The organism is Neobacillus niacini (genome assembly GCF_031456445.1).
Lineage (GTDB): Bacteria > Bacillota > Bacilli > Bacillales > Cytobacillaceae > Neobacillus > Neobacillus niacini_I.
Genome location: NZ_JAVDUQ010000001.1, coordinates 356,169 through 380,692 on the forward strand (window position 1 = coordinate 356,169; position 24,524 = coordinate 380,692).

Annotated in this window: 23 protein-coding genes; 1 reads left to right on the plus strand and 22 read right to left on the minus strand. The window is 40.3% G+C overall.

Annotated elements, in window-relative coordinates; genetic code table 11:
- Positions 1 to 92: 92 nt before the first annotated feature.
- The 5 genes from recG to J2Y67_RS01800 all read right to left on the minus strand — a co-directional run bounded on the left by recG (position 93) and on the right by J2Y67_RS01800 (position 5,987).
- Complete coding sequence (recG, locus tag J2Y67_RS01780; RefSeq protein WP_310169883.1) at positions 93 to 2,141, minus strand: ATP-dependent DNA helicase RecG; 2,049 nt, start codon at positions 2,139 to 2,141, stop codon at positions 93 to 95.
- A complete protein-coding gene (sdaAA, locus tag J2Y67_RS01785; protein ID WP_310169885.1) occupies positions 2,138 to 3,022 on the minus strand; it encodes an L-serine ammonia-lyase, iron-sulfur-dependent, subunit alpha in 885 nt (294 codons plus the stop codon). The genes recG and sdaAA overlap by 4 nt, the downstream gene beginning before the upstream one ends.
- Positions 3,023 to 3,116: 94 nt before the next feature.
- On the minus strand, positions 3,117 to 3,779 hold the full coding sequence (sdaAB, locus tag J2Y67_RS01790) for an L-serine ammonia-lyase, iron-sulfur-dependent subunit beta (protein ID WP_310169887.1): 663 nt from the start codon (positions 3,777 to 3,779) through the stop codon (positions 3,117 to 3,119).
- 127 nt (positions 3,780 to 3,906) lie between these two features.
- Positions 3,907 to 5,589, minus strand: a complete 1,683-nt coding sequence (locus tag J2Y67_RS01795; RefSeq protein WP_310169889.1) for a DAK2 domain-containing protein — start codon at positions 5,587 to 5,589, stop codon at positions 3,907 to 3,909.
- A gap of 35 nt (positions 5,590 to 5,624) precedes the next feature.
- Complete coding sequence (locus J2Y67_RS01800) at positions 5,625 to 5,987, minus strand: Asp23/Gls24 family envelope stress response protein (RefSeq protein WP_026574843.1); 363 nt, start codon at positions 5,985 to 5,987, stop codon at positions 5,625 to 5,627.
- A 287-nt stretch (positions 5,988 to 6,274) separates the two neighbouring features.
- On the opposite strand from J2Y67_RS01800, the gene rpmB reads away from it, so the two are divergent.
- A complete protein-coding gene (gene rpmB / locus J2Y67_RS01805) occupies positions 6,275 to 6,463 on the plus strand; it encodes a 50S ribosomal protein L28 (RefSeq protein WP_007087786.1) in 189 nt (62 codons plus the stop codon).
- 140 nt (positions 6,464 to 6,603) lie between these two features.
- Here the strand turns inward: rpmB and spoVM are convergent, their stop codons facing one another.
- The 17 genes from spoVM to J2Y67_RS01890 form a co-directional block, all read right to left on the minus strand.
- Complete coding sequence (spoVM, locus tag J2Y67_RS01810) at positions 6,604 to 6,687, minus strand: stage V sporulation protein SpoVM (protein WP_035445740.1); 84 nt, start codon at positions 6,685 to 6,687, stop codon at positions 6,604 to 6,606.
- Positions 6,688 to 6,768: 81 nt separating this feature from the next.
- The gene (locus tag J2Y67_RS01815; RefSeq protein ID WP_310169892.1) at positions 6,769 to 7,416 is read right to left on the minus strand and encodes a thiamine diphosphokinase; all 648 of its coding nucleotides are present in this window, start codon (positions 7,414 to 7,416) and stop codon (positions 6,769 to 6,771) included.
- A gap of 56 nt (positions 7,417 to 7,472) precedes the next feature.
- Positions 7,473 to 8,117 (minus strand): ribulose-phosphate 3-epimerase, encoded by a 645-nt coding sequence (gene rpe / locus J2Y67_RS01820; protein WP_310169894.1) that lies wholly within the window; start codon positions 8,115 to 8,117, stop codon positions 7,473 to 7,475.
- Between the two features lie 2 nt (positions 8,118 to 8,119).
- Positions 8,120 to 9,001, minus strand: coding sequence for a ribosome small subunit-dependent GTPase A (rsgA, locus tag J2Y67_RS01825; protein ID WP_310169896.1), 882 nt, complete (start codon positions 8,999 to 9,001; stop codon positions 8,120 to 8,122).
- Positions 9,002 to 9,082: 81 nt separating this feature from the next.
- Positions 9,083 to 11,050 (minus strand): Stk1 family PASTA domain-containing Ser/Thr kinase, encoded by a 1,968-nt coding sequence (pknB, locus tag J2Y67_RS01830; protein WP_310169898.1) that lies wholly within the window; start codon positions 11,048 to 11,050, stop codon positions 9,083 to 9,085.
- 5 nt (positions 11,051 to 11,055) lie between these two features.
- Positions 11,056 to 11,805 carry a Stp1/IreP family PP2C-type Ser/Thr phosphatase gene (locus J2Y67_RS01835; protein ID WP_310169901.1) on the minus strand — a complete coding sequence of 250 codons (750 nt, stop codon included), beginning with the start codon at positions 11,803 to 11,805 and terminating at the stop codon, positions 11,056 to 11,058.
- Between the two features lie 6 nt (positions 11,806 to 11,811).
- The gene (gene rlmN / locus J2Y67_RS01840; protein ID WP_310169904.1) at positions 11,812 to 12,903 is read right to left on the minus strand and encodes a dual-specificity RNA methyltransferase RlmN; all 1,092 of its coding nucleotides are present in this window, start codon (positions 12,901 to 12,903) and stop codon (positions 11,812 to 11,814) included.
- A gap of 3 nt (positions 12,904 to 12,906) precedes the next feature.
- A complete protein-coding gene (rsmB, locus tag J2Y67_RS01845) occupies positions 12,907 to 14,256 on the minus strand; it encodes a 16S rRNA (cytosine(967)-C(5))-methyltransferase RsmB (RefSeq protein WP_310169906.1) in 1,350 nt (449 codons plus the stop codon).
- Position 14,257: 1 nt separating this feature from the next.
- Positions 14,258 to 15,202 carry a methionyl-tRNA formyltransferase gene (gene fmt, locus J2Y67_RS01850; protein WP_310169908.1) on the minus strand — a complete coding sequence of 315 codons (945 nt, stop codon included), beginning with the start codon at positions 15,200 to 15,202 and terminating at the stop codon, positions 14,258 to 14,260.
- Complete coding sequence (gene def / locus J2Y67_RS01855; RefSeq protein ID WP_310169910.1) at positions 15,199 to 15,684, minus strand: peptide deformylase; 486 nt, start codon at positions 15,682 to 15,684, stop codon at positions 15,199 to 15,201. The genes fmt and def overlap by 4 nt, the downstream gene beginning before the upstream one ends.
- Before the next feature lie 109 nt (positions 15,685 to 15,793).
- Positions 15,794 to 18,205 (minus strand): primosomal protein N', encoded by a 2,412-nt coding sequence (gene priA, locus J2Y67_RS01860; protein WP_310169912.1) that lies wholly within the window; start codon positions 18,203 to 18,205, stop codon positions 15,794 to 15,796.
- Entirely contained in the window at positions 18,192 to 19,412 is a 1,221-nt protein-coding gene (gene coaBC, locus J2Y67_RS01865) for a bifunctional phosphopantothenoylcysteine decarboxylase/phosphopantothenate--cysteine ligase CoaBC (protein WP_310169914.1), read from the minus strand. Before coaBC ends, priA begins: the two co-directional genes overlap by 14 nt.
- Positions 19,413 to 19,601: 189 nt before the next feature.
- The gene (gene rpoZ / locus J2Y67_RS01870; protein ID WP_310169915.1) at positions 19,602 to 19,820 is read right to left on the minus strand and encodes a DNA-directed RNA polymerase subunit omega; all 219 of its coding nucleotides are present in this window, start codon (positions 19,818 to 19,820) and stop codon (positions 19,602 to 19,604) included.
- A 1-nt stretch (position 19,821) separates the two neighbouring features.
- Entirely contained in the window at positions 19,822 to 20,436 is a 615-nt protein-coding gene (gmk, locus tag J2Y67_RS01875) for a guanylate kinase (RefSeq protein WP_310169917.1), read from the minus strand.
- Positions 20,437 to 20,448: 12 nt separating this feature from the next.
- Positions 20,449 to 20,712 carry an extracellular matrix/biofilm regulator RemA gene (gene remA / locus J2Y67_RS01880; protein WP_026574829.1) on the minus strand — a complete coding sequence of 88 codons (264 nt, stop codon included), beginning with the start codon at positions 20,710 to 20,712 and terminating at the stop codon, positions 20,449 to 20,451.
- A 60-nt stretch (positions 20,713 to 20,772) separates the two neighbouring features.
- Positions 20,773 to 21,648: a YicC/YloC family endoribonuclease gene (locus tag J2Y67_RS01885; protein WP_310169919.1), complete on the minus strand. Its 876-nt coding sequence runs from the start codon at positions 21,646 to 21,648 to the stop codon at positions 20,773 to 20,775.
- A 90-nt stretch (positions 21,649 to 21,738) separates the two neighbouring features.
- Positions 21,739 to 24,417 (minus strand): cation-translocating P-type ATPase, encoded by a 2,679-nt coding sequence (locus J2Y67_RS01890; protein WP_310169920.1) that lies wholly within the window; start codon positions 24,415 to 24,417, stop codon positions 21,739 to 21,741.
- Between the last annotated feature and the right edge of the window lie 107 nt (positions 24,418 to 24,524).

Sequence of the window (24,524 nt, forward strand, 5' to 3'; positions counted from 1 at the left end):
CAGTAGTATAAAAGTAGAAAAAGCAGATTGCAAGTAATACTTTCAAACTTGCTATCTGCTTTTCCTATTTTTGTTCATTAAATTAGTTAGATTTAGTCTAGTTTTTCTCCTTCTAGTGCACCTGACCACTCAAGCTGTTTCCGTAAATATTCATATTCAGGAGAAGACCAAAACGCCTTTGACTGAATCATCACTGCTGCATCATTTCTAGCCGTTTCCAAAGCTCGATAGTCATGGACCATATCCGCCACTTTAAATTCTGGAATCCCGCTTTGTTTTTTCCCAAAGAAATCCCCTGGTCCACGCAGCTCTAAATCTTTTTCACTAAGAACAAAACCATCATTTGTTTCGGTCATGATTTTCATTCTTTCCTGGCCAACTTCGGATTTAGGCGCCGCCAGCAAAATACAATAGGATTGGTCACTGCCTCTTCCAACCCGTCCTCTGAGCTGATGGAGTTGTGACAGACCGAACCTTTCAGCATCGTAAATCACCATCATCGTCGCATTTGGAACATTTACGCCCACTTCCACAACAGTAGTTGAAACAAGGATTTGAACTTCGTTTGTGCTGAAAGCCTTCATGACTGTATCTTTTTCATCAGAGCTTAAGCGGCCATGCATAAGTCCTACCCGATAACGATTTTGAAAATAATGCGAAAGGGTTGTATGAACATCAATGGCATTTTGAACATCCAGCTTTTCCGATTCTTCGATTAACGGACAAATAACATAGGCTTGATGACCTTTAGCCAATTCTTTCTCAACAAAACCCAAGACCCGATCAAGCATTTCAGGTTTTGCCCAATAGGTTTCAATCCTTTTTCTGCCTGCTGGCATTTCATCAATAATAGATACATCCATTTCGCCAAAAACCGTAATCGCCAAAGTACGGGGGATTGGTGTTGCGGTCATAAACAGAACATCAGGGTTTTCGCCTTTTTCCCTTAACACTCTTCGCTGTTCGACCCCAAAGCGATGCTGCTCATCCGTAATCACAAAACCAAGATTTTTAAATGTTACCTCCTCCTGGATGAGGGCATGGGTCCCAATAAGAATATCCACCTTTCCTTCAGCCAAGTCTTGGAGAATTTCACGTCTTCGTTTCCCTTTCACGGAACTGGTTAATAGCTCGCAGCGAACTGCAAAAGGGTCTAATAAACCATTAAGCGATTCGGCATGCTGTTCTGCTAATATTTCAGTTGGGACCATTAACGCGCCTTGATAGCCTGCCGTCACACTTGCATATAAACAAATGGCAGCAACGACTGTTTTTCCTGAACCGACATCCCCTTGTAACAGGCGATTCATGCGAAAGCCGGACTTCAAGTCGGCTAAAATTTCATTCACGACTCGTTTTTGGGCATTTGTTAAAGGAAAAGGCAGAGCATCAATAAAAGTTGTTAATTTTGGCTGCGAATAGTTTTGGGTTAATCCCGGTGATTGTTCTCTTTCAAATTTTCTTAATGCCTGCATTTTAAGTTGAAATAAAAGAAATTCTTCATAGACAAACCGCCGTCTTGCCTGCTTAACATCATCCGAGGTATTGGGAAAATGCATGGTCCGGAGTGCGTCACGGCGGCTGAGCAAACGATATTTTTTCAAAAGTGACAGAGGGAGGTTTTCTTCAATCCAATTTCCGTATTGCTGATACGCTAGGCTAATAAATTTCCGCATTCCTTTCGTCGTCATTTTTCCTCTTAAGGCATATACAGGTTCAAAATCATGCCCCTTCGCATTTGGACCAGCCTGCATTTCATTGGCCGAAATCGTTTGCCGGTGCGCATCCCATTTTCCTGTGACAGTAATGGTTTCATTCGGGATTAATTTATTTTTTAAATAGGGCTGGTTAAAAAAAACTACCTTAATCAGATAACGATCCACATAAAGCCGAATGGTGATTTTCGATTTCTTCCGCCCATAATAGACAAGAGAAGGCTCACTATGAACCTTCCCTTCAACCGTTATTTTTTCGTCATGCTTAACTTCCGTTAAGTCGCGGAGGCGGTAGTCTTGATAACGATAAGGAAAATACTCCAATAAATCGCAAATGGTGTAGATTTTCATTTCTGCCAAGGTTTCAGCCGTTTCTCCACCAATACCCTTTAAAACGGTTACAGATTGGATTAGTTCCGGATTCACTTTTCTTCCAGCGGAATACCGAAGATCTTTGCTTCGAGTTTACGACCTGTCGGTGTTGCCGCCAAACCTCCCTGTGCAGTTTCTTTTAATGCTGTCGGCATATTCTGACCGATTTTATACATCGCATCGATGACTTCATCACAAGGGATCCGGCTGGTAACCCCTGCTAAAGCCATATCAGCCGCAACCATGGCATTCGCAGCACCCATTGCATTTCTTTTTACACATGGTACCTCCACTAATCCGGCAACAGGGTCGCAGACAAGACCAAGCATATTTTTCAAGGTAATCGCCATTGCCTGGGCACATTGATCTGGTGTTCCTCCGGCCAATTCTACAATGGCAGCTGCAGCCATCCCTGCTGCAGAACCTACCTCTGCCTGACAGCCGCCCGCAGCACCGGAAATCGAAGCGTTATTTGCCACAACAAAACCAAACGCACCTGCTGTAAATAGAAACGATACCATTTGTTCACGTGTTGGATTCAATTTACTTTTTAAAGCAAATAGTGTCCCAGGAACAACACCTGCTGACCCAGCAGTTGGCGTCGCACAAATAGTCCCCATCGCAGCGTTTACTTCATTTGTGGCAACCGCTTTACTTACGGCATCAAGTACGGTTTCTCCTGTTAAGAAATTTCCTTTTTTTATATACTCTTGAAGAAGCACGGCATCCCCGCCGGTTAAACCTGAGTGAGATTTTACTCCATTGATTCCACGTTCTACCGCTTCTTCCATGACCCGCAAATTACGGTCCATAAAAGCAATTACTTCTTCTCTAGTCCGGCCAGTAACAGTCGCCTCCTGTTCAATCATAATTTCAGAGATTTTTTTATTTTGGCTATTTGCTAGCTCCACTAGCTCAGCTACATTTCGAAACATAAGTCTTCCTCCTCTTGGATGCTTCTATTGTCCAGCTCCAGCGCATAGGGGCTCGAGATCTTAAGCCCCTGACCAAGGCGCTTTCACTTTTCGTTTAATCAACGATTTTTGTTGCTTTCAATATATTCGGAAGCTGTTCTAATTCGTTAATCAGGTTATCATCAATATTTTGGTCTACTTCAATCGTCATAAGGGCCAATTTCCCAACCTCTTTTCGGGCAACCTCCATATGACCAACATTAATTTGATATTTGGCAAGTGTATTGGCAACGCTTGCAATAGTCCCAAATTTATCATTATGAACAACTAAAATGGCAGGATGATTGCCCGATAGTTTTAGTTCAAACCCATTTAACTCGGTTATTTCAATTTTTCCTCCGCCAATAGAAATCCCGACAAGTTCAAGCTCTCCATTATGGTCACCCAAAATGATTCGGGCAGTGTTGGGATGATCGGTTACCGCGTCTTCCTCAATAAAGCGAAGTTTAATTCCTTTTTCCTTCGCAATATCGAGTGCATTAATAATCCGGACATCATCCGTATCAAAATCCAATAATCCGCCGACAATGGCAACATCTGTCCCATGACCCTTATAGGTTTTCGCAAAAGAGCCATATAATGAAATATTCGCCCATTTCGGTTCCCTGCCGAACAAGCTTCTTGCTACCCTGCCAATTCGTGCCGCTCCTGCAGTATGTGAACTTGATGGTCCTATCATAACAGGCCCAATGATGTCAAACACACTTCTATATTTCAAATGAGTTCTCTCCCTTATATTTAATCTATCTAATCACTTATAATTATTCCAAGAAAACTTTTAGGAGTGACTGCCCCTTCTTTTAATATAAAAAGAAGGGGTTCCCCCCTTCTATTGTATCTGTTCCTTATTCAATTGAAAAGATAAAAGAATATAATGGCTGAGCACCATTGTGAACCTCAATTTCAACGTCTGGATACTGCTCTCCCATATATTCTACAAGCATTTTAATTTCCTCTTCGGCTACATCTTCACCGTAAAGAATCGTAAGGATTTCAGATTCGTCATCCAGCATTTTTACAAGGAGTTCTTCCGCCGCTTTAACTTTTCCCTTGTTTTTTACAATAATTTTCCCCTCTGCGATTCCCATGAAATCATCTTTTTCAATTTCTAACCCATCAATCTGAGTATCACGAACGGCAAAGGTAATTTGTCCTGATTTAACATGCTGCATGGCTTCCTTCATTGCTGCATCATTTGCATTTGCATCTGCTGAAGGATTAAAAGCTAATAATGCCGATAGACCTTGCGGAACCGTTTTGGAAGGAATTACATAAATATCTTCATCCGTAACATCTGCAGCCTGCCTGGCAGCCATAATAATATTTTTATTGTTTGGTAAAATAAAGACCTTTTTAGCATTTACTTCCTTAACAGCTCTAATAATATCCTCAGTACTTGGGTTCATCGTCTGGCCGCCCTCAATCACCGCATTTGCCCCGATACTTTTGAATAATTCTGCAATACCGGAACCCATTGAAACGGTAACAATTCCATATTCCGCTTTTTCTTTTTGAGTGGTTTGTTTATCCCAAACAAGCGGTGTATGGGTTTCACCAACAATATTGGAATGCTGCTGGCGCATATTTTCAATTTTCATATTGATAAGGCTTCCATAACGCTGCCCATAAGTTAGAACTTCTCCCGGCTGCTCTGAGTGGATATGCACTTTAACCAGTTCTTCATCCGCAATAACAAGTAAAGAGTCTCCTAATTTGCTAAGATCATTACGAAACACTTCTTCTTTAAAAGAGTGTTTCGCTATCTTGTCACTTTCAAATTTCACCATGAATTCGGTACAGTAACCAAATACAATATCTTCCGTATTGATATGACCTTGTATAGTCTTATGGTGTTCGGCACTCACCATTTCATCCATAGAAGGAAGAGCCGCAGGTGAATCTGGAAGCTTCTCACCTTTTAATTCCGCTAAGAAGCCTTCATAAACGAATACAAGACCTTGACCGCCGCTATCAACTACCCCGACTTCCTTCAAAACAGGCAGTAAATCAGGCGTCCGTTTTAAAGAAGCTTTCGCCTCCTTTAAAACCTCCTCCATAATCGTGATCACATCATCGGTTTTTGTTGCAGCCTGAACTCCCTTCTTTGCGGAATCCTTTGCAACCGTAAGTATCGTCCCTTCAACAGGCTTCATTACTGCTTTATAAGCAGTTTCCACTCCGGAATCCAATGCTTGTGCAAAATCCTTGCCCGAAATGAAAGATTTATTTTCAACCGCCTTGGCAAAGCCGCGGAATAATTGAGAAAGAATCACTCCTGAGTTCCCACGGGCACCCATTAGTAGTCCCTTTGAGAGGGCCACCCCTACTTTCCCAATATGTTCCTGAACGTTATTTCTAACTTCCTTCGCTCCTGAGGTCATGGATAAATTCATATTTGTACCGGTATCGCCATCGGGCACGGGAAAAACGTTTAACGCATCAACCATTTTTGCATTTGCAGCCAGATGATTTGCACCTTGAATCACCATCTCTGCAAAACGTTTTCCATCCAAAGCTGTAATTGACACAAACCTTCCTCCTTACTGAGGTTCGTAATACGAACTTATGGGTTCGTCACTCGAACTCCCTGAACGTAAATATTTACCGAGTCAACGGCAAGTCCAACAGTTTTATCGAGGGTGTATTTAACCTTTGATTGCACGTTGTGGGCAACCTCAGAAATTTTCGTTCCATAGCTGACAATTATATACATATCAATATGTACTTCCTCATTATCTTGGCGAACAATAACTCCACGTGTAAAATTCTCTTTTCTTAATATTTCTGTAAGACCGTCTTTAATTTGATTTTTTGAAGCCATACCGACGATTCCATAACAATCGATTGCTGCTCCTCCAGCGATGGTAGCGATTACTTCATTTGAAATATCAATTTGTCCGAACTTTGTTTTTAATTCAATGGACATGAATCGTTCCCCCTTTTGGAAAATGCTCCTTGACTTACAGTCATTTTACTATAGACATTAGAATAATAAAAGCCATTCTTCCTATTATGAGCCCTTTACGGCAACTAATGTCAAGGAATTTTTCTTGAAACCTTTCTTAACAAGTATTGCATTCATACAGGTTGTATGATAAATTATTAAGGTATCTTTAGAGAAAATATGGCGCGGCCATTTTTCTATATCCAGATGGAAGCATCTGAAAATGTAATTGCTGTATAAAGCTTTTGGTGTTAAGGAGGGAAATCATTATGCCACGTAAATGTGTTGTAACTGGAAAGAAAACCACAACTGGTAACGCACGTTCTCACGCTATGAACGCAAACAAGCGTACATGGGGTGCTAACCTACAAAAAGTTCGTATTCTTGTTGACGGAAAGCCTAAGCGTGTTTGGGTTTCTGCAAGAGCGTTAAGATCTGGTAAAGTAGAACGCGTTTAATAAAGAAAAGCTTCAGCCCCTAGGCGCTGAAGCTAAACAAAATGTATTGATTGGGCATCCATTTAGGATGCCCTTTCTTTTTTAAAAATTCTTCCGTTAAACAAAAAGCACCCGGAGGCGGGTGCTTAAACTTAACACATTTATTCGTTTTTCTTAAAGGCCCCTATCATCGCTCGGACAAGTCCGCCTAAAAATTTCGGCAGTTTAATGGTATAGAATTTCATATTGTCCCTCCTCAACGTCATCCACATCTCTTTCTTCAAAGCCCTTACCATTTTATTCAATCGAATGAAATCAGTACCATATTAATCATGACTTCTTATGACTATTAATATGCCTTCTGTAAATGAAAAAGTACCATGTTCACTAATAAGTTCATTACTAATACATAGTGTGGAACCGAGGGAAATATGACGATTTTTTAAGGGGTATTTAAAGCCTTCAAGTGTAAGGTTTTCGACGCCCTGTGTAACGGGAATAAATGAAATGTATTTTTTATCGGATCTTTTGGCTATTTGAAAGCTTCCCGGCCCCTTCACACAAACCTCATTGAATCGGTCTATAATGTATATGGGAGACTGATTTTGCTGTAATAATGAATGTATTAATAATTGGACGTTGGCAAATAAATGATCGAGTCTGCCACCGGTTGCCCCAAATAGTCGGATTTTAACCGGGTTTTGTTTTAAAGCCCAGTCCAACGCCAACTCCATATCCGTTTCATTTTTTTCAGGTTGGTACCGGTTTAGATGGTTTACTTCGCTTTCAATAAAAACCAGTTCTTCAGGTGTAACCGAATCAAAGTCCCCAAAAGCAATTTCGGGTGTGATGTTTCGTTTTAAAAGTTGATAAACACCTCGATCCACCCCTACCCATACTGCATCTGTATCTGAATAAAGGTCTAATTCAGGAAGGTCCTTTTCAGGACCTCCAGCCAGGATATTGATAATCATGCAAACAACCCTCTTTCCAGAGGCAAAAAGCCAGCTTGCGCTGGCTTTTCCTCTCACTAATCTCTTATTCTGGATATTGCCCTCGCATAGTCATTTTCATTATAGACTGCTGACCCTGCAACAAGGACATTTGCTCCCGCTTCAATGCAAAGTTTGGCGGTTTCAGGATTTACTCCGCCATCAATTTCAATTTCAAGCTCCAGTCCCTTTTGTTCCGCCAGTTCTTTCACCTTTTTAATTTTAGGCAGAACTTCCGGAATAAATTTTTGCCCTCCAAAACCAGGGTTAACGGACATTAATAACACCATATCAACATCTGCAATAATATGCTGTATGGTCTCTACTGGGGTTGCTGGGTTTAAAACCACCCCAGCTTTAACTCCTAAAGATTGGATATGGTGGATAGTCCGATGGAGATGACGGCATGCCTCCACATGCACAGTGATTATATCTGCTCCCGCCTTTACAAATGTTTCGATATATTGGTCGGGGTTTTCAATCATCAAATGGACATCAAGCGGCAGCCTTGTGACAGGACGAATCGCCTCCACAATTAAAGGACCAATCGTGATATTCGGCACGAAATGTCCGTCCATGACATCAACATGAATATAATCCGCTCCCGCTTTTTCTACCGCCAAAATTTCTTCTCCCAATTTAGAAAAATCCGCTGAAAGGATTGAAGGCGCAATTTTTACCATGGTTAGTACCTCGGCTTTCTCTCTTTAATTTCCTTTAGAAAATCCAAATAGTGTTCATAACGATAGGTTGGTATTTCTCCTTTATCCACCCCTGCTTTTACCCCGCATTTTGGTTCACTTACATGCAGGCAGCCGCGAAATTTACAATTTTCACTTGCCTTTGCAATTTCGGGAAAACAAAAGGTTAAATCCTCAGCCTCTATATTGGTGAATTCTAATGAACTGAAACCAGGTGTATCAGCAATCAGACCATTTCCAATTTTAATCAACTCAACATGCCTTGTAGTATGCTTCCCCCTGCCAAGATGTGTTGATATATCATTGGTTTTCAAATCAAGATCAGGCCGGAGGACATTTAATAAGGATGATTTTCCTACACCGGATTGACCGGCAAATACAGATATTTTATTCTCAATATGCGGGTTTAGCCGTTCAATCCCCGTTTCTGTTTCCGAAGAAGTAAGGATAACATCATAGCCGGCTTTTCGATACTGTTCCGCATATCCCGAAATGGTTTGTAATTCTTCCTCTGACGTAAGGTCCATCTTGGAAATACAAATCAGCGGCTCGATATGATTAAATTCAACCAGGACAAGAAAACGGTCTAATAAAACGGTACTAAAGTCAGGTTCAACCGCTGAAAAAACAAGAATGGCCTGGTCTACATTTGCGATTGGCGGGCGAATTAATTCGTTTTTTCTTGGCTTTACTTCTAGGATATATCCTTCTTTATCATTTTCGGCCTGAAAAATGACTTCATCGCCCACAAGAGGGGTAATCTTATTTTTTCGAAAAACCCCTCTTCCGCGGCATTGTATTAGTTCTCCATCTTGAAGAACATAATAAAAACCACTTAATGCTTTGACAATTTTGCCTTCTGGCATAGCAACACTCCCTGCCTCTTCCTTACTTTTTCCATAATGCTGAAATACAATCAAGTATCATTCATGCCGGTCGACTTAATGTTACTCCTCATCAGAGTATTTCCTATTTTCATCAATAATTACTTCGTTATCACGGATTACCTTATAACCCGCTTTTTTTCCATAAGGAATTTTTAATTCAATTATTTTTTTGGTGTCCTCTGTAATCGCAAAACTATCAGCCGGTTCTGTCATGCTATGATTCATATCTTCAATAAAGATTCGAACCTCCTGCGGTGTTCCCGGCGTTGCAGGTTGATACGGGATGTCCAATTCGATTGAAACATTCTTAGGCGGTTTTTCCTCTTTTCCTTTAGAAATAACGACAGAAATTTGGTCACCGCTTTTTAATTGTGCCCCTGGTTCAGGTGATTGGGAAATAACCATACCTTCCGGAATTTTATCATCATATTGTTCATTGGATGTATCAATGAGAAATCCTGTTTCATTCGCATAATCCTCTGCCGCTTTTTTTGTATATTGTCTCAAGTCTTTTAAAGTAATGGTTTCCGGTCCCTTGCTTACCTCAAACTTAAGAACTGTATCTTCTGGTACGATATTTTCTCCGCCAACCGGATTTTGACTAATAATAGTTCCGGGAACACTATCATCATATACTTCATTTTTAATGATATCTTTAAAGTTTTTCCTTTCCAACAATTGAACGACATCATTATATTGTCGCATCGTATAATCTGACAGTTGGAATTTTTCTTTCCCTGAACTAATATAAAGTGTAACCTTTTGATTTTCTTTTACCGTGTCTCCTGCCTTTGGGTCTGTCTTAATGACATGTCCCTCCGTAACTTTTTCATTGGTTATTTCGATTTTGTCGCCTGCTTGAAGACCTTCTAATTTAAGTTTTGAAACTGCATCGTTTATATTCATCCCACTAACATCCGGAATTTTTATATCTTTTGCAGATAATAGACCTGGTAAAACTAAAAAAGAAAAAAGTCCGAGAAGTGCAAGGATAATAAAAGTGGAAATCAAGATAATCGGCCATTTTTTACGTTTCTTTTTTGCATTTCCTTTTTTTACAGGTTCATGGGGCTTAACTGTATTTTTGTCCGTATTATGGACTAATGTTTCATCAAGATTTTGGTAAGGGCGATCATTTGTGATGACCGGTATCGCCTTCGTTGCTTCATCATCAACTGGTATAACAAACTTTCGTTCATGCATTCTCTCAGGGTTTAGAGCTGTTCTTAAATCCTCCTCCATTTCATCAACACTTTTATAGCGGTGGAATGGATCCTTTGCTGTTGCTTTTAAAACAATATTTTCAACGCTTTGTGGAATGTTTGGATTCCATCTGCGAACGGAAGGTGTTTCCGATTGAAGATGTTTCAACGCAATCGAAACAGCTGACTCACCCGAAAATGGCAGTCTTCCTGTTAGTAATTCAAACATCACAATGCCTAGAGAATAAATATCTGATTTCCGGTTCGCCATTCCGCCTCTTGCCTGTTCAGGTGATAAATAGTGAACAGAACCTAAAACGGAGTTTGTTTGCGTAATACTTGTTGCACTCAATGCCATTGCAATTCCAAAGTCTGTAATTTTTACATTCCCATTTCGATCAATAAGAATATTATGTGGTTTAATATCCCGATGAATAATATGATTTTGATGGGCGTGGGAGATTGCTGAGGTCAATTGTTTCAAGATATCAATTGACTCTTCCACATGAAGTGGTGACCGTCCCTGTATGTATTGCTTTAATGTTTGGCCATCTACATATTCCATGACAATATAATAAATGGAATCTTCTTCACCTACATCGTAAATACTAACGATATTGGGATGAACTAAACTAGTAGCGGATTGGGCTTCTCGATGAAAGCGGTGAATGAATTCCTCATCATTGGCAAAATCGAGGCGCAAGATTTTAACCGCTACATCGCGATCTAAAATCATATCATGCGCTAAATAAACATTTGCCATTCCACCTCCACCAATCATTTCAAGGATTTTGTAGCGGCCGCTTATTCTTTTCCCAATAATCATTTATTTCACCCTCTTTCATCTTCATCATCGAACACTAATATGATTAGGGTGATATTATCTTCGCCACCATTTTCATTGGCTATTTTTATAAATGTTTTCGCTTTCTCCTCAAGGTTATCTTGGTTTTGGAGAATTTGAACCATTTCTTCTTCTCTTACCTTATTCGACAGACCATCGGAGCATAAAAGAAGAAAATCTCCTTCCTCAAACATGATGGTTTTGATATCAATTTTAATCTCCAACTCGGTGCCTAAAGCCCTAAGGATTACATTCTTTCTTGGGTGATGTTCCGCGTCTTCTTTAGAAATTTGGCCAGAGCGGACCAATTCATTTACTAGTGTATGATCTTCCGTTAACTGTTGAAATCCGCTCTCATTTAAAATATACGACCGGCTGTCTCCGACATGGGCAACAGTTGTAAAACGATTTGTTGCAATAATTGCCTCGATGGTCGTTCCCATTCCTTCACACTCTGGATTATTTTTAGAATGCTCAAACAATAGCATATTCACTTGATTTATATGGGTTTTGAGCCATTCTTCCGCCTGGTCGGCTGTCACTAATCCATCTGCTTGCTCCCATAAATCCTTTAAGTGTTGAACGGTCATTTCACTGGCAATATCCCCCGCCAAGTGACCGCCCATACCATCTGCTACAATCGCAAGAAAGTGCCCATCCTTATTTTGAAAAATTCCGCCATTATCTTCGTTATTTTGACGGACCCTTCCTTGATCCGTTTTAAAAACAGCTTTCACTTATCGTCACCTCGTCTCCTCTTTCCGCTCCTTTGCACGAAGTTGTCCACATGCAGCATCAATATCATGACCGTGCTCTCGGCGAATTGTAACATTTATTCCACGCTTTTTCAGCGTTTTTTCAAAGGCAAAAATTTGATTTTTAGGAGTACGGACATAATCCCGTTCCGGAACATAGTTTACGGGGATAAGATTCACATGGCATTTGATCCCCTTTAACAATGCGGCAAGCTCCTCAGCATGTTCTACAGTATCGTTCACGCTGCCAAAAAGTCCATATTCAAAGCTGATGCGTCTTCCTGTCTTATCGATATAATACCGTACTGCTTTCATTAAGTCATCAAGTTTATATGCTTTATTGATTGGCATTAATCTTGACCTTAATTCCGTATTGGGAGCATGCAGGGAAATAGCAAAATTAATCTGCATATCTTCATCAGCAAATTGATAAATTTTTGGAATGATTCCGCTTGTGGAAACGGTGATGTGACGTGCACCAATATTCAATCCTTTATCATGATTAATGATTTTAAGGAAGGAAAGCATGTTGTCATAGTTATCAAATGGTTCCCCAATCCCCATTATGACGACTGAACTTACTCTTTCATCTGTTGTATCGAGTGCCTGCTGGACATTGACAACCTGCGCAACGATTTCTCCTGCTTCTAAATGCCTTTTTAATCCGCCAAGAGTCGATGCACAAAAAGTACAGCCGATTCGGCAACCTACCTGTGTCGTAACACAAACCGAGTTCCCATAATCATGCCGCATGAGCACTGTTTCGATGGAATAGCCATCATGCAGTTCAAATAAAAATTTAATCGTGCCATCGGATGATGTTTGTTGAATAACAGTTTTTAATGTGGTGACAACAAAATGCAGGTCAAGTTTATCCCTCAGCCCTTTTGGTAAATTACTCATCTCTTCGAAAGAAGAAATACGTTTTTTATATAACCAATCAAAGATTTGCTCAGCTCGAAATGGCTTTTCACCGTTTTCTGACAGCCAGTCCTTTAATTCATGAAGCTGCAAAGAATAAATGGATGGTTTTTTATTGTCCAATGTTGTTTGAATCTCCGTTGTTTTTAATTGTTCCAACTATTACCCCTTCTTTCTTAAAACTGCAATATAAAAGCCATCCGAGCCGAAATCCTGAGGGAAAATTTGCAAATCAAAATCAGTTATCAATGGTTGAATGGATTCGGGCATACGGTCTTTAAAGGTCAAATCTCCCTCAAAATCGGGATGATCCTGTAAAAATGCTTTTATTGTTTTATCATTTTCCTCTTTATCAACGGTACAAGTACTGTAGACAAGGATTCCACCTTTTTTCACTAAAGGAGAAACAGCTCTTAATAATGTTTGTTGAATATCACTTAATTTTAGGATATCCTCTTCCTTTTTCGTATATTTCATATCAGGTTTTCTTCTGATTACACCTAGACCTGAGCACGGTGCATCAAGTAAAACCCTATCAAAAGATTCTGCGGGATATTCCTCTCCAACCTGTCTGGAATCCATTACAATTGTTTTAATATTTCCCAAGCGTAAGCGTTTAGCATTGTCTTGGATTAATTTCACCTTATGTTCATGCAAATCAATAGAGTATACCACACCCGTACTCTGCATTTTTTCTGCGATGTGTGTACTTTTCCCCCCTGGTGCCGCACAGGCATCTAAAATTTTCTCGTTCACTTTGGCACCCAAGGCGTAAGCAGCCAGCATTGAACTTTCATCCTGAATGGTAAACAGGCCTTTCTGAAAAGCTTTTGATGATGCCAAATTCCCCTTTAATGATCGAATCGCTTCTGGAATAACTGGACTCTTTTCAATTAGGAATCCTTCCTCATCAAGCTCCTCGATACATTCTCTAACAGTGGTTTTCTCTAGATTAATTCTTGCCGTTTGTAATGGAGCCAGAATGTTCATTTCACACATTTCTTTTGTTTTTTCATAGCCAAATTGCTTCACCCATCTCGAAACAAGCCAATCAGGATGACTTGTTTTGATGGAAAGCCGCTCTATTGGATCATTGATCTCGTCAAGGGATGGAAGACCTTCGCGCTGAATACTCCTCAAGACACCATTCACTAAACCGGCGATACCTTTGTGACCGCGCTTTTTAGCAATTTCAACGGCTTCATGAATCGCTGCTCGGTCCGGAATTTTATCAAGGTAAACCATCTGGTAAAGCGTAAGTCTTAAAAGATGCAGCACCCAGCTTTCCAATTTCTTACTATTTTTAATGAAGGGCTTTAAAAAGAAATCCAACGCCATTCTTCTTTGAAGCGTACCATAGGTTAATTCCGTTAATAATCCTATATCTATTGAAGGTATTTGGTTTTTCTCGATGGTACTATTTAATAATAAATTGCTGTAAGATTGATTTTTTTCAATTGCTGCCAGCAAATCCATTGCGGCTTCGCGCACATTTTTTCTTTTTGATGTCATATTACTCTCCAAGTCTCTCGCCAGCTGAAATTTTTGAGCCTGCTCCTCGTAAAAAATCTTTACTTGTCATTTTTGTTTTACCGGATGGCTGAAGCTCCGTTATTTTAATCGCAGTTTCGTTACCGGTGCTAACCACTAGACCATCCTGTTCAATTTCGATGATTGTACCGGGTATCTCGCTTTTCGAGCCAGGTACCTTTTCAGTCTGCCAAATCTTCAGAACCTGCCCATTCATCACGGTAAAGGCAACCGGCCAAGGATTTAACCCGCGGATATGGTTATAGATTTCTTCCCCGGTTTTACTCCAATCAATTTTTTCCTGCTCCCGTTTTATGTTTGAGGCAAAGCTCGCAGCAGCATCCTCCTGCGAAATCGGAGTAAGACTGCCTGCTGCCAATTTTGGAATTGTGTCTGATAACAGATCCGCACCTGCTTTACTTAACTTATCATGCAGTGTTCCTACATTATCTTCATCCGTTATAGGGACTTCAACTTGGGTTATGATATCCCCGGCATCAAGTTTTTCCACCATATACATGATCGTAATACCCGTTTTCTTTTTCCCCTGAATAATCGCATAGTGGATTGGAGCACCCCCGCGAAGTTCTGGAAGCAGTGAGGCATGAACATTTATGCAACCGAGTGGTGGAGCATCTAAAAGCTCTTTAGGTAAAATCTGTCCAAATGCTGCCGTAACGATTAAATCCGGCTCTAATGCAAGAATTTTCTCAAGTTCATATCTTTCTCGTATTTTTTCAGGCTGATAGACCGGGATTTCATGTTTTAAGGCTTCTACTTTCACTGGCGGCGGGGTTAATACTTTTTTTCTCCCTACCGGACGGTCCGGCTGGGTCACCACCCCAATAACCTCGTAGCCATCATCGATAATTCGTCTCAATACTGGTACGGAAAAATCAGGCGTACCCATAAAAACAATTTTGGTCATTCCGGTTCTACTCCTTTTAACTCTTCTTCCTCAAGGTATCTGATGACTTTTGAAGTGAACAAAACTCCATCGAGGTGATCCATTTCGTGTTGAATCGCTCGGGCAAGGAATCCTTCTGCTTCAAACGTATACTTTTTCCCTTTTCTGTTTAATGCTTCGATTTTTACATAATTAGCCCTTGTGACTTCTCCAAAAAGACCAGGAAAGCTTAAACAGCCTTCAGGCCCTGTTTGTTCCCCGGAGGATTCTAAGAGCTTTGGATTAATCAATTCAATCGTCCCATGTTCATCATCAATATCGACAATGGCAATTCTCTCGCCAAGACCAATTTGCGGGGCTGCCAGCCCTACTCCATCATATTGAATCATCGTATCATACATATCATCGAGTAATTTTCCAAGCTTCCGGTCAAACTTTGTGACGGGTTTGCACGGCTGCTCTAAAATTTCCGCTGGGTAATTTACAATTTTGCGTATAGTCAAATTCTTTCCTCCAAAATAAATTGTAGGTATAAAAAATAAGAATATTATTACTACTTATTTTCACCAAAAGTTTCTTTTCGTAATCGAAAAGACCGTATAATCAAGCAGATTACATTAAAATAAACGGATTTAAATCAATCGAGACTTGTAATCCATTAGCCGTATCCTTCTGATACTGATCAAGAATGGTTTTAAGCGTTCTGGAAAGGTCTTTCTCCCGCTTGTATTTTATCAAACATTGATAGCGATATCTATTATTAATACGGGGAATAGGCGAGGCGGTTGGTCCTAATACAACCGTTTCATTCGACACCTGCGTGCGGACATAACCTGCAATTTTCTCGGTTACCGAAACGACTGTCATCAACTGCTCATGGCTGACCGTAATAAGAGTTAAATAGTAAAATGGCGGGTAGTGATGGACTTTTCGGATCATCATTTCCTTTTTGTAAAAAAGGTCATAATCTTGGGTACCTGCAAGTTCCACACTATAATGCTCAGGGGTATAGGTTTGAATAATCACCTCTCCCGGCAATCGATGCCTTCCAGCTCTCCCACTTACCTGTGTTAATAATTGAAACGTTTTTTCAGATGAGCGGAAATCTGGCAAATGCAGCATCGTATCGGCTGAAAGGACGCCCACAAGCGTGATGTTGGGAAAATCAAGCCCCTTAGCAATCATTTGCGTGCCTAAAAGAATATCCGCTTTTCCATCCTGAAACTCCTGTAAAAGTTTTTCATGTGCCCCTTTTCGGCCGGTCGTATCTACGTCCATACGGATAATCCTTGCCTCAGGCAAGATTTTCCCTAGTTCTGACTCCACTTTTTGCGTACCTGTTCCAAAATACCGAATATGCTCACTTGAGCATTCTGGACATTGTTTCGGTACATAGCTTTCATATCCACAATAATGGCATTTCATTTGTTCATTCGCCCGATGATAGGTTAAGGATATATCACAATTAGGACAATTGATCACATAACCACAATCCCGGCATATCACAAACGAAGAGTAACCGCGTTTATTTAAAAATAAAACAGATTGCTGCTTTTTTTCTAAACGGTCCTTCAACTTTTCGAATAAGCTTCTTGAAAACATGGAACGATTTCCTTCTCGCAATTCCTCACGCATATCAATGGTTTCCACGGATGGAAGTGCTTGATTATTCATCCTGCTTGGAAGAGACAGGAGCTGGTATACCTTTTTCTGTGCCCGGGCAAATGATTCAAGCGAAGGAGTAGCACTACCGAGAACAACCGGGCAGTTATAGGTTTTCGCTCGTTTAATGGCAACATCACGTGCATGATAACGCGGCATATCCTCCTGCTTGTAACTTGTTTCATGTTCTTCATCGATAATGATAATTCCCAGGTTTTCAAAAGGAGCAAAGATAGCTGACCTTGCTCCAACCACCACACCAACTTCCCGTCGCTGGATTTTCCGCCATTCATCATATTTTTCACCAGCTGACAGCCCGCTGTGCATAACCGCAACAAGATTACCGAATCTTCCTTTAAAGCGATTCACCATTTGCGGAGTGAGTGCGATTTCAGGCACAAGAACAATCGCTTCTTTTCCCTTTTCAAGGCAATCCTGAATCGATTGCAAATAAATTTCGGTTTTACCACTCCCGGTAACCCCATAAAGTAAGAAAACATCATGATGATGTTCATCAATAGATTTTAAAATCGGTTCAATGGCCGTCTGCTGCTGTTCGGTTAGTGGCAAGCTTAAAGTCCGTTCAAATGTTCGATGTTCGAATGGGTCCCGATAAACTTCTTCATCCCATTCAAAAAGAAGATTTTTTTCAAGTAAAGCATTGACGGTGCTCTTGGTCGTGTGTAAGTCTTCCAATAATTGTTTTAGTTCAACTTCACGATAGTTTTCGATAAAATACTTGAGTACTTCTTTTTGCTTGGCGGCCCTCGCCGGTATTCGCTCCATTTCAGCCGTTAATTCCGGAAAAGAAAGCAATGGACGTATCTTTTTAATATGCTTTTTTTTGAGTTTTTCTTTTACTTCATAAATGACCTCAAGATGACCTTTAGCCGCTTCCCGCTGCAGCCTCGGAACAATCCCTGCCTTTAATGCCTCGTCCCAATGGATGGTTCCGTCTTGATGAAAGAATGAAGGAAGCGGCTCCGGTAAATCATTAAGCTTGGTGCCGCTGGAGAGTTTAACCTTTTTTTGATATTTTGCTTTTAAGGCTGCAGGCAGCATTACTTGATAAGCGAAAATTTTAAAACAAAGGGTATTTTCCGTCAGCCAGTTTCCAAGCTCCAATAATTCTTTATTTAAAACTGGTTCAAGGTCCATCGGCTCGCATATTTCTCTCAACTGTTTAAATTCTGATTGGTTCTTCAGCTCCGTTACAAATCCTTGTATTTTTCTTGGACCAAAAGGAACGATTACCCTCATTCCCGGCTGAATTGTATCCTCCCATTGGTCTGGAATTAAATAATCAAAAGGCTTATCGGTTTGCTTTGTTGGAACATCGACAATGACGCTAGCAATTTTCATTTTCAGCCAAGTCCTTTAGAAGAGACGAAATTTCTTCAATAATTTTTTCGGCAACGGCGTGTTTCGACATGATCGGTAATTCTTTAACCGTTCCATCCCGTTTAAACAGCGTGACAATATTCGTTTCCGTTCCAAACCCCGCACCCTCTGCCTTAACATTATTAGCAACAATTAAATCGGCATTTTTATCATGTAATTTTTTGCGGGCATATTCATCCACATTATTGGTTTCAGCAGCAAAGCCGATAAGCACTTGCTTATTTTTCCTTTTCCCGAGCTCTGCTAAAATATCCTTGGTCCTTTCAAGCTCAATCACCGTATCCCCAGGTTGTTTCTTAACCTTTTGATCATGGATAATTTTGGGGCGGTAATCAGCGACTGCAGCCGTTTTAATCACTACATCGGCATTTTCAAAAAACCGGAGCGCGGCATTGTACATTTCCTCAGCACTTTCAACCTTTTTTATCTTAATTCCGGCAGGATCGGGCAAGGAAACGGGACCGGAAATAAGTACCACCTCTGCGCCATTTTTTCTGGCCTGTTCTGCAAGTGCATACCCCATTTTTCCAGTGGAGTGATTCGAAATAAACCGGACCGGATCAATTTTTTCTCTGGTCGGTCCTGCGGTAATAACCACGGTCTTCCCCTTAAGTAAAAGAGTGTCTTTTTGAAAAAATCCCCGTACCAACTCTACTATTTTTTCAGGCTCTTCTAAACGACCTTTTCCAATATAGCCGCAGGCAAGATAGCCTTCACTTGGTTCAATAAACTGATACCCATACTCTGCTAAAATGGCCAGATTCTTTTTCACAGCAGGATGATCATACATATGTACATTCATTGCCGGTGCAATCCATACGGGTGCTTTCGTCGCCAAAAGCGTAGTTGTCAGCATATTGTCCGCAAGTCCGTTTGCAAGCTTTGCGATGGTATTGGCGGTTGCAGGTGCAACAAGAATCAAATCTGCCCAATCTGCAAGATTGATATGGGCTATGACACTTGGATCTTTTTCATCAAAGGTATCTATATATACTTCGTTCCGCGATAATGCCTGGAAGGTTAATGGGGTTACAAATTTTGCAGCAGAATCACTCAAAATCACTTTGACCTGTGCCCCATCCTGTACAAGTTTGCTTGTTAAGGCCACCGCTTTATATACAGCTATTCCTCCAGTAACACATAAAACTATTTTTTTATTCTGTAACATAAAGAACCCCCGCTTCTATTCCCACAAAAATCATTACTTTAATTATGCTAGAAAAAAACCAAGATTTCATCTTTTTCCTCCGTAATTCTACAAAAAACGATAAAAAAATAAAAATAAAAAAGTCTGACACATAAGGAATTCCTTCGCCGTCAGACCTTCTTTTATGATTTCTTCAGGAATAAGGTTCGCTTATTCCGCTGGTGTATCAGCTTTTTGGGAAATGCGGTAGGTAAGTTCCCCGCTGTAAATTTCCTCAAGTGCTTTTCCCACAAACTTATAGGAAACATATTTAGGCAATCTTTCATTTCTTGCTTGCGACATAACACGGGCGCGTTTTGCTGCCACGGAAACAAGCGAATATTTTGAGTCAATCTTTTCAAGTAATGAATCAATAGAAGGATATAACATTCTATTCAACCTCCAGCAATTTTTTATAGCGATGCTCTACTCGTTCCCTGCGGCAATGTTCTGCTGTGATAATCGCCTTTACACGTTCACAAGCAAGCTCAACTTGGTCATTTTCCACAACATAATCGTATAATTCCATCATTTCAATTTCTTCCCGTGCAGATAGCATGCGATTATGAATTAAATCTTCCGTTTCCGTTCCGCGTGTCACAATCCGATTCTTTAGTTCAGAAAGACTAGGGGGCATCAGGAATATAAATAATCCTTCCGGAAATTTTTCACGAACTTGGCGGGCACCCTTTACTTCAATTTCCAAAAATACATCTTTTCCGGAATCAAGGGTTTCTCTCACATAATCCACAGGTGTACCATAATAATTCCCGACAAACTCAGCATATTCTAATAGCTTCCCTTGTTCGATTAATTTTTCAAACTCATCCCTTGTCTTAAAGAAATAATCGACCCCATCAACCTCACCTTCCCGAGGCTTACGGGTTGTCATGGATATGGAGTATTCAAAGGCTGTATCAGGATGTGAAAATATTTCTTTTCGAACCGTACCTTTTCCTACCCCTGATGGTCCCGAAAGTACGATTAGTAATCCTTTTTCCTGCATATTTCTTACATCCTACCCTTCATCAATAATTTCATCACGGTCGGCTAATCGATGCGCCACCGTTTCTGGCTGGACTGCTGATAAAATAACATGATCGCTATCCATCACAATCACAGCACGTGTACGTCGTCCGTATGTTGCATCAATCAAGGAACCCCGATCCCGGGCATCTTGAATAATTCTTTTTATTGGAGCAGATTCCGGGCTAACGATCGATATAATTCGATTGGCCGAAACAATATTTCCATATCCAATATTAATCAATTTAATTGACATGTCTCTCATCCAATCATCAATAATATATTTTGACCGTGGAAAACCTTTTCTAAACAGGTACTATTCGATATTTTGAACCTGTTCCTTTAGTTTTTCAAGTAAACTTTTAATTTCCACTACCTTTTTGGCAATATTGGCATCATTGGCTTTGGATCCGATGGTATTTGCCTCTCTATTCATTTCCTGCACAAGAAAGTCAAGCTTTCTGCCGATTGGTTCCTGTTCATTCAATGTTTGAATGAATTGACCGATATGGCTATTTAGACGTGTAATTTCTTCATTAATATCCGCTTTATCGGCAAATATAGCAACTTCTGTTAGAATCCTTGTTTCGTCTATTTGACCCTTTACCAGTTCTTCCATTCTTTTCATTAAGCGTTCTTGATAGCTTTGAAGAACAAGCGGAGCATACTCTTGTAGTTCGCTTATATTTTTCTCTAATTGAGTTAAGGCAGAGAGCAAATCCTTTTTTAATTCCTCCCCTTCAGCCAGCCTCATCTGTTTTAATAAAATAACCGCATCCTCTGTTGCAGTGAGGACTAAATTTTCAAGCTCTTCATTGCCTGATTCACTTTCTTCGATATGTATAAGTTCACTATTATTTAGTAAATCCTGAAGGGTTACCTTTCCTTCAATCTCATACTTTTCACGGGCAAGATTGATAAATTGGTAATATTCCTCAATTAACTTCCAGTCAACATGGATTTTGCGGGTAACAGCACTTTCCCCTTCGATTGTTACATAAACTTCAACTCTGCCGCGGCGGATATGCTGATTTAATTTTTTTTTCATCTTATCTTCAATTTTCAATAGCTGCCTTGGCATCCGAATATTAAATTCACAAAATCGGTGGTTAACGGTTTTCACCTCAACATTTACCGATAATGACCCCGATTCCTTTTTACTTCTTCCAAAGCCTGTCATGCTAATAACCATTCTGTATACACATCCAATCTACCTAAGTGATCGGTTTAGTTAAAAAAGGTAATAGAGTTTCCTCTACTACCTTTTGGATTATATCATACTTTATTTTGTTTTTCTTAACAAAAATGAACCAGCTAATAAAAAAGTTGGAATGGAGGATAATCCCAAGATTAACAGCCAATCCTTGGCTAAAATCGGCAGTGTATGGAAAACAGGCTGTAACGGCGGATAATAAATGACCACCAGAACCAGTAGTAAAGAAGAAATTACCGCCCAAACAAGATATTGATTTCCTAAAGGGTTTCTAGATAGTACCGATTTTTCACTGCGGCAATCAAATACATGTATGAGCTGTGCCATAACGAGCGTTGCAAATGCAATGGTCTGCGCATATTCCAGTCGACTCGAGTCGTTTTGATAGACAATCATAAAGGAAAGTAATGTAACTAGGCCAATCAGAAATCCTCTAGAAACAACTTTCCAGCCTAATCCTCTTGAAAAAACACCTTCATTTGGACTCCGTGGTTTTCGCTTCATAACATTTTCTTCAGGACGGTCTAGTCCAAGTGCCATCGCAGGCAGTCCGTCTGTTACAAGGTTTACCCAAAGAATTTGAATGGGTACTAATGGTAAAGGAAGACCCAGGATCATCGCAAATAACATGACTAAGATTTCCCCAACATTGGAAGCAAGTAAATAGCGGACAAATTTACGAATATTTTCGTAGATATTTCTTCCTTCTTTAATAGCAGCTTTAATCGTCGCGAAGTTATCATCCAACAATACAAGCGCTGATGCTTCTTTTGCAACATCTGTACCGGTAATGCCCATTGCCACACCGATATCAGCCGCTTTTATGGCTGGTGCATCGTTTACTCCGTCACCGGTCATTGCCACAACATGTCCTTTATTTTGTAATGCCTTTACGATTTTTAATTTGTGCTCCGGTGAAACCCTGGCAAAAACAGATACATCCTCCACCACATTTTCAAGATCTCCCACAGACATATCAGCTAATGCCTTGCCATCAAGAACCTTGCTTTTACTTGTCAGAATTCCAAGCTGCGAAGCAATCGCTTTTGCGGTAATGACATGGTCCCCTGTTATCATGACCGTTTTTATGCCTGCTTCTTTACACTCTTTTACAGCTTCCTTTACTTCAGGTCTCGGCGGGTCAATCATTCCTTGAACTCCGATAAAGGTTAATTTCTTCTCCGCTTCATGCTCACTTAAGATAACAGTATTCGCAGGAACCGGTTTAAAGGCAATGGCGATCGTTCTTAGGGCCTTTGCGGCAAGTCCGTTAATGGCATCCTGAACTTTATTTTGTATTTCCTTCCCTAAATATTGTGTTTTTTCCTCCCAGAGGATAGATTCACAATTTCCTAATATGACATCTGGTGCACCTTTTGTCACAATAAAATGTCTGCCATTCTTATCCTTGACATGCATACTCATCATTTTTCTTGCCGAATCAAATGGGAATTCATTGATAACCGTAAATTCTTTCAGAAGAGCAGGTCGGTCAAATCCGGCTTTCATTGCACTGACAAGGAGCGCCCCTTCTGTTGGGTCACCGTCAAGAATATTTTCTTCTTCATTCATGACTAAATCAGAGTGATTGCACAGCATACCAAAAATCAGCATTTGCTGCAATGCTTTCTCATCTTTTGGATGGACAGTTTTTTCATTCCGATAAAATGTTCCTTGCGGTTGATATCCGACACCATCTACCGTCCATGTATGCCCGCCACTCCAAAGGTGCGTAACCGTCATTTTGTTTTGCGTCATTGTCCCCGTTTTATCGGAACAAATAACGGAAGCACAACCCAGTGTTTCCACGGCTTGAATTTTTCTTACAATTGCATTTTTCTTAATCATCTTTTGGACGCCGAGAGATAATGCGACGGTTACAATCGCAGGCAGACCTTCAGGGATTGCCGCGACAGCTAATGAAACACCGGCTAAAAACATTTCATATAATTTATGTCCCTGAAAAACCCCAATTACCACAACAAGCACAGTTAATAATAAGGCTACTGTGATAAGAATTTTCCCTAACTGCTCCAAACGGCGCTGCAGAGGTGTTTCCTGGGACTCTGCATTTTGCAGTAAATCAGCTATTTGCCCCATGGCTGTTTTCATCCCGGTTGCAATCACAACTCCTGCTCCGCTTCCCCTTGTAATCATCGTTCCCATAAAGCCGATATTCTCCATATCACCAATTCCGGGATTTACAGTTTGTAGGGCATCTATCGATTTGGAAACAGGAACTGATTCACCAGTGAGGGCAGATTCTTCAATCTCTAAGCTTTTCGATTCAATGATACGGACATCTGCCCCAATCCGGTCTCCGCTAGTAAATTTTAGAATATCGCCAATGACAATTTCTTTAGAAGGAATTTTTAGCCATTGTCCATCCCGTAAGGCTGAAACTTGGGGTGCGGACAATTCCTTTAATGCCTGCAAAGACTTTTCTGCTTTTCGCTCTTGGAAAAAACCTAAAAACCCATTAATGATTACAATCGCGATAATCGCAATTGCATCAATATATTCGCCTAACAGACCAGAAATTAAGGTTGCGGCCAGCAGCACTAAAACCATAAAATCTTTAAATTGACTAAAAAATAAGAGTAAAGCCGATTGCTTTTCTCCTTCGTCTAATTCATTATGACCGTGCTGGGCTAAACGCCTTTTTACTTCCTCCGTTGATAAACCAGAAGAAAAGTCGGTTTCTAAGGCCTTTTCTACTTGTTTAATCTCCATTTCATGGAACTTCATCCGACCATCTCACTTCCCCCTATAATAGACATCTCTACAAAATACATATTCAGACTCGTCCAAAAAAATGCTATTGTTTGGGTTAAAATAAGACAGTATTTAATTGA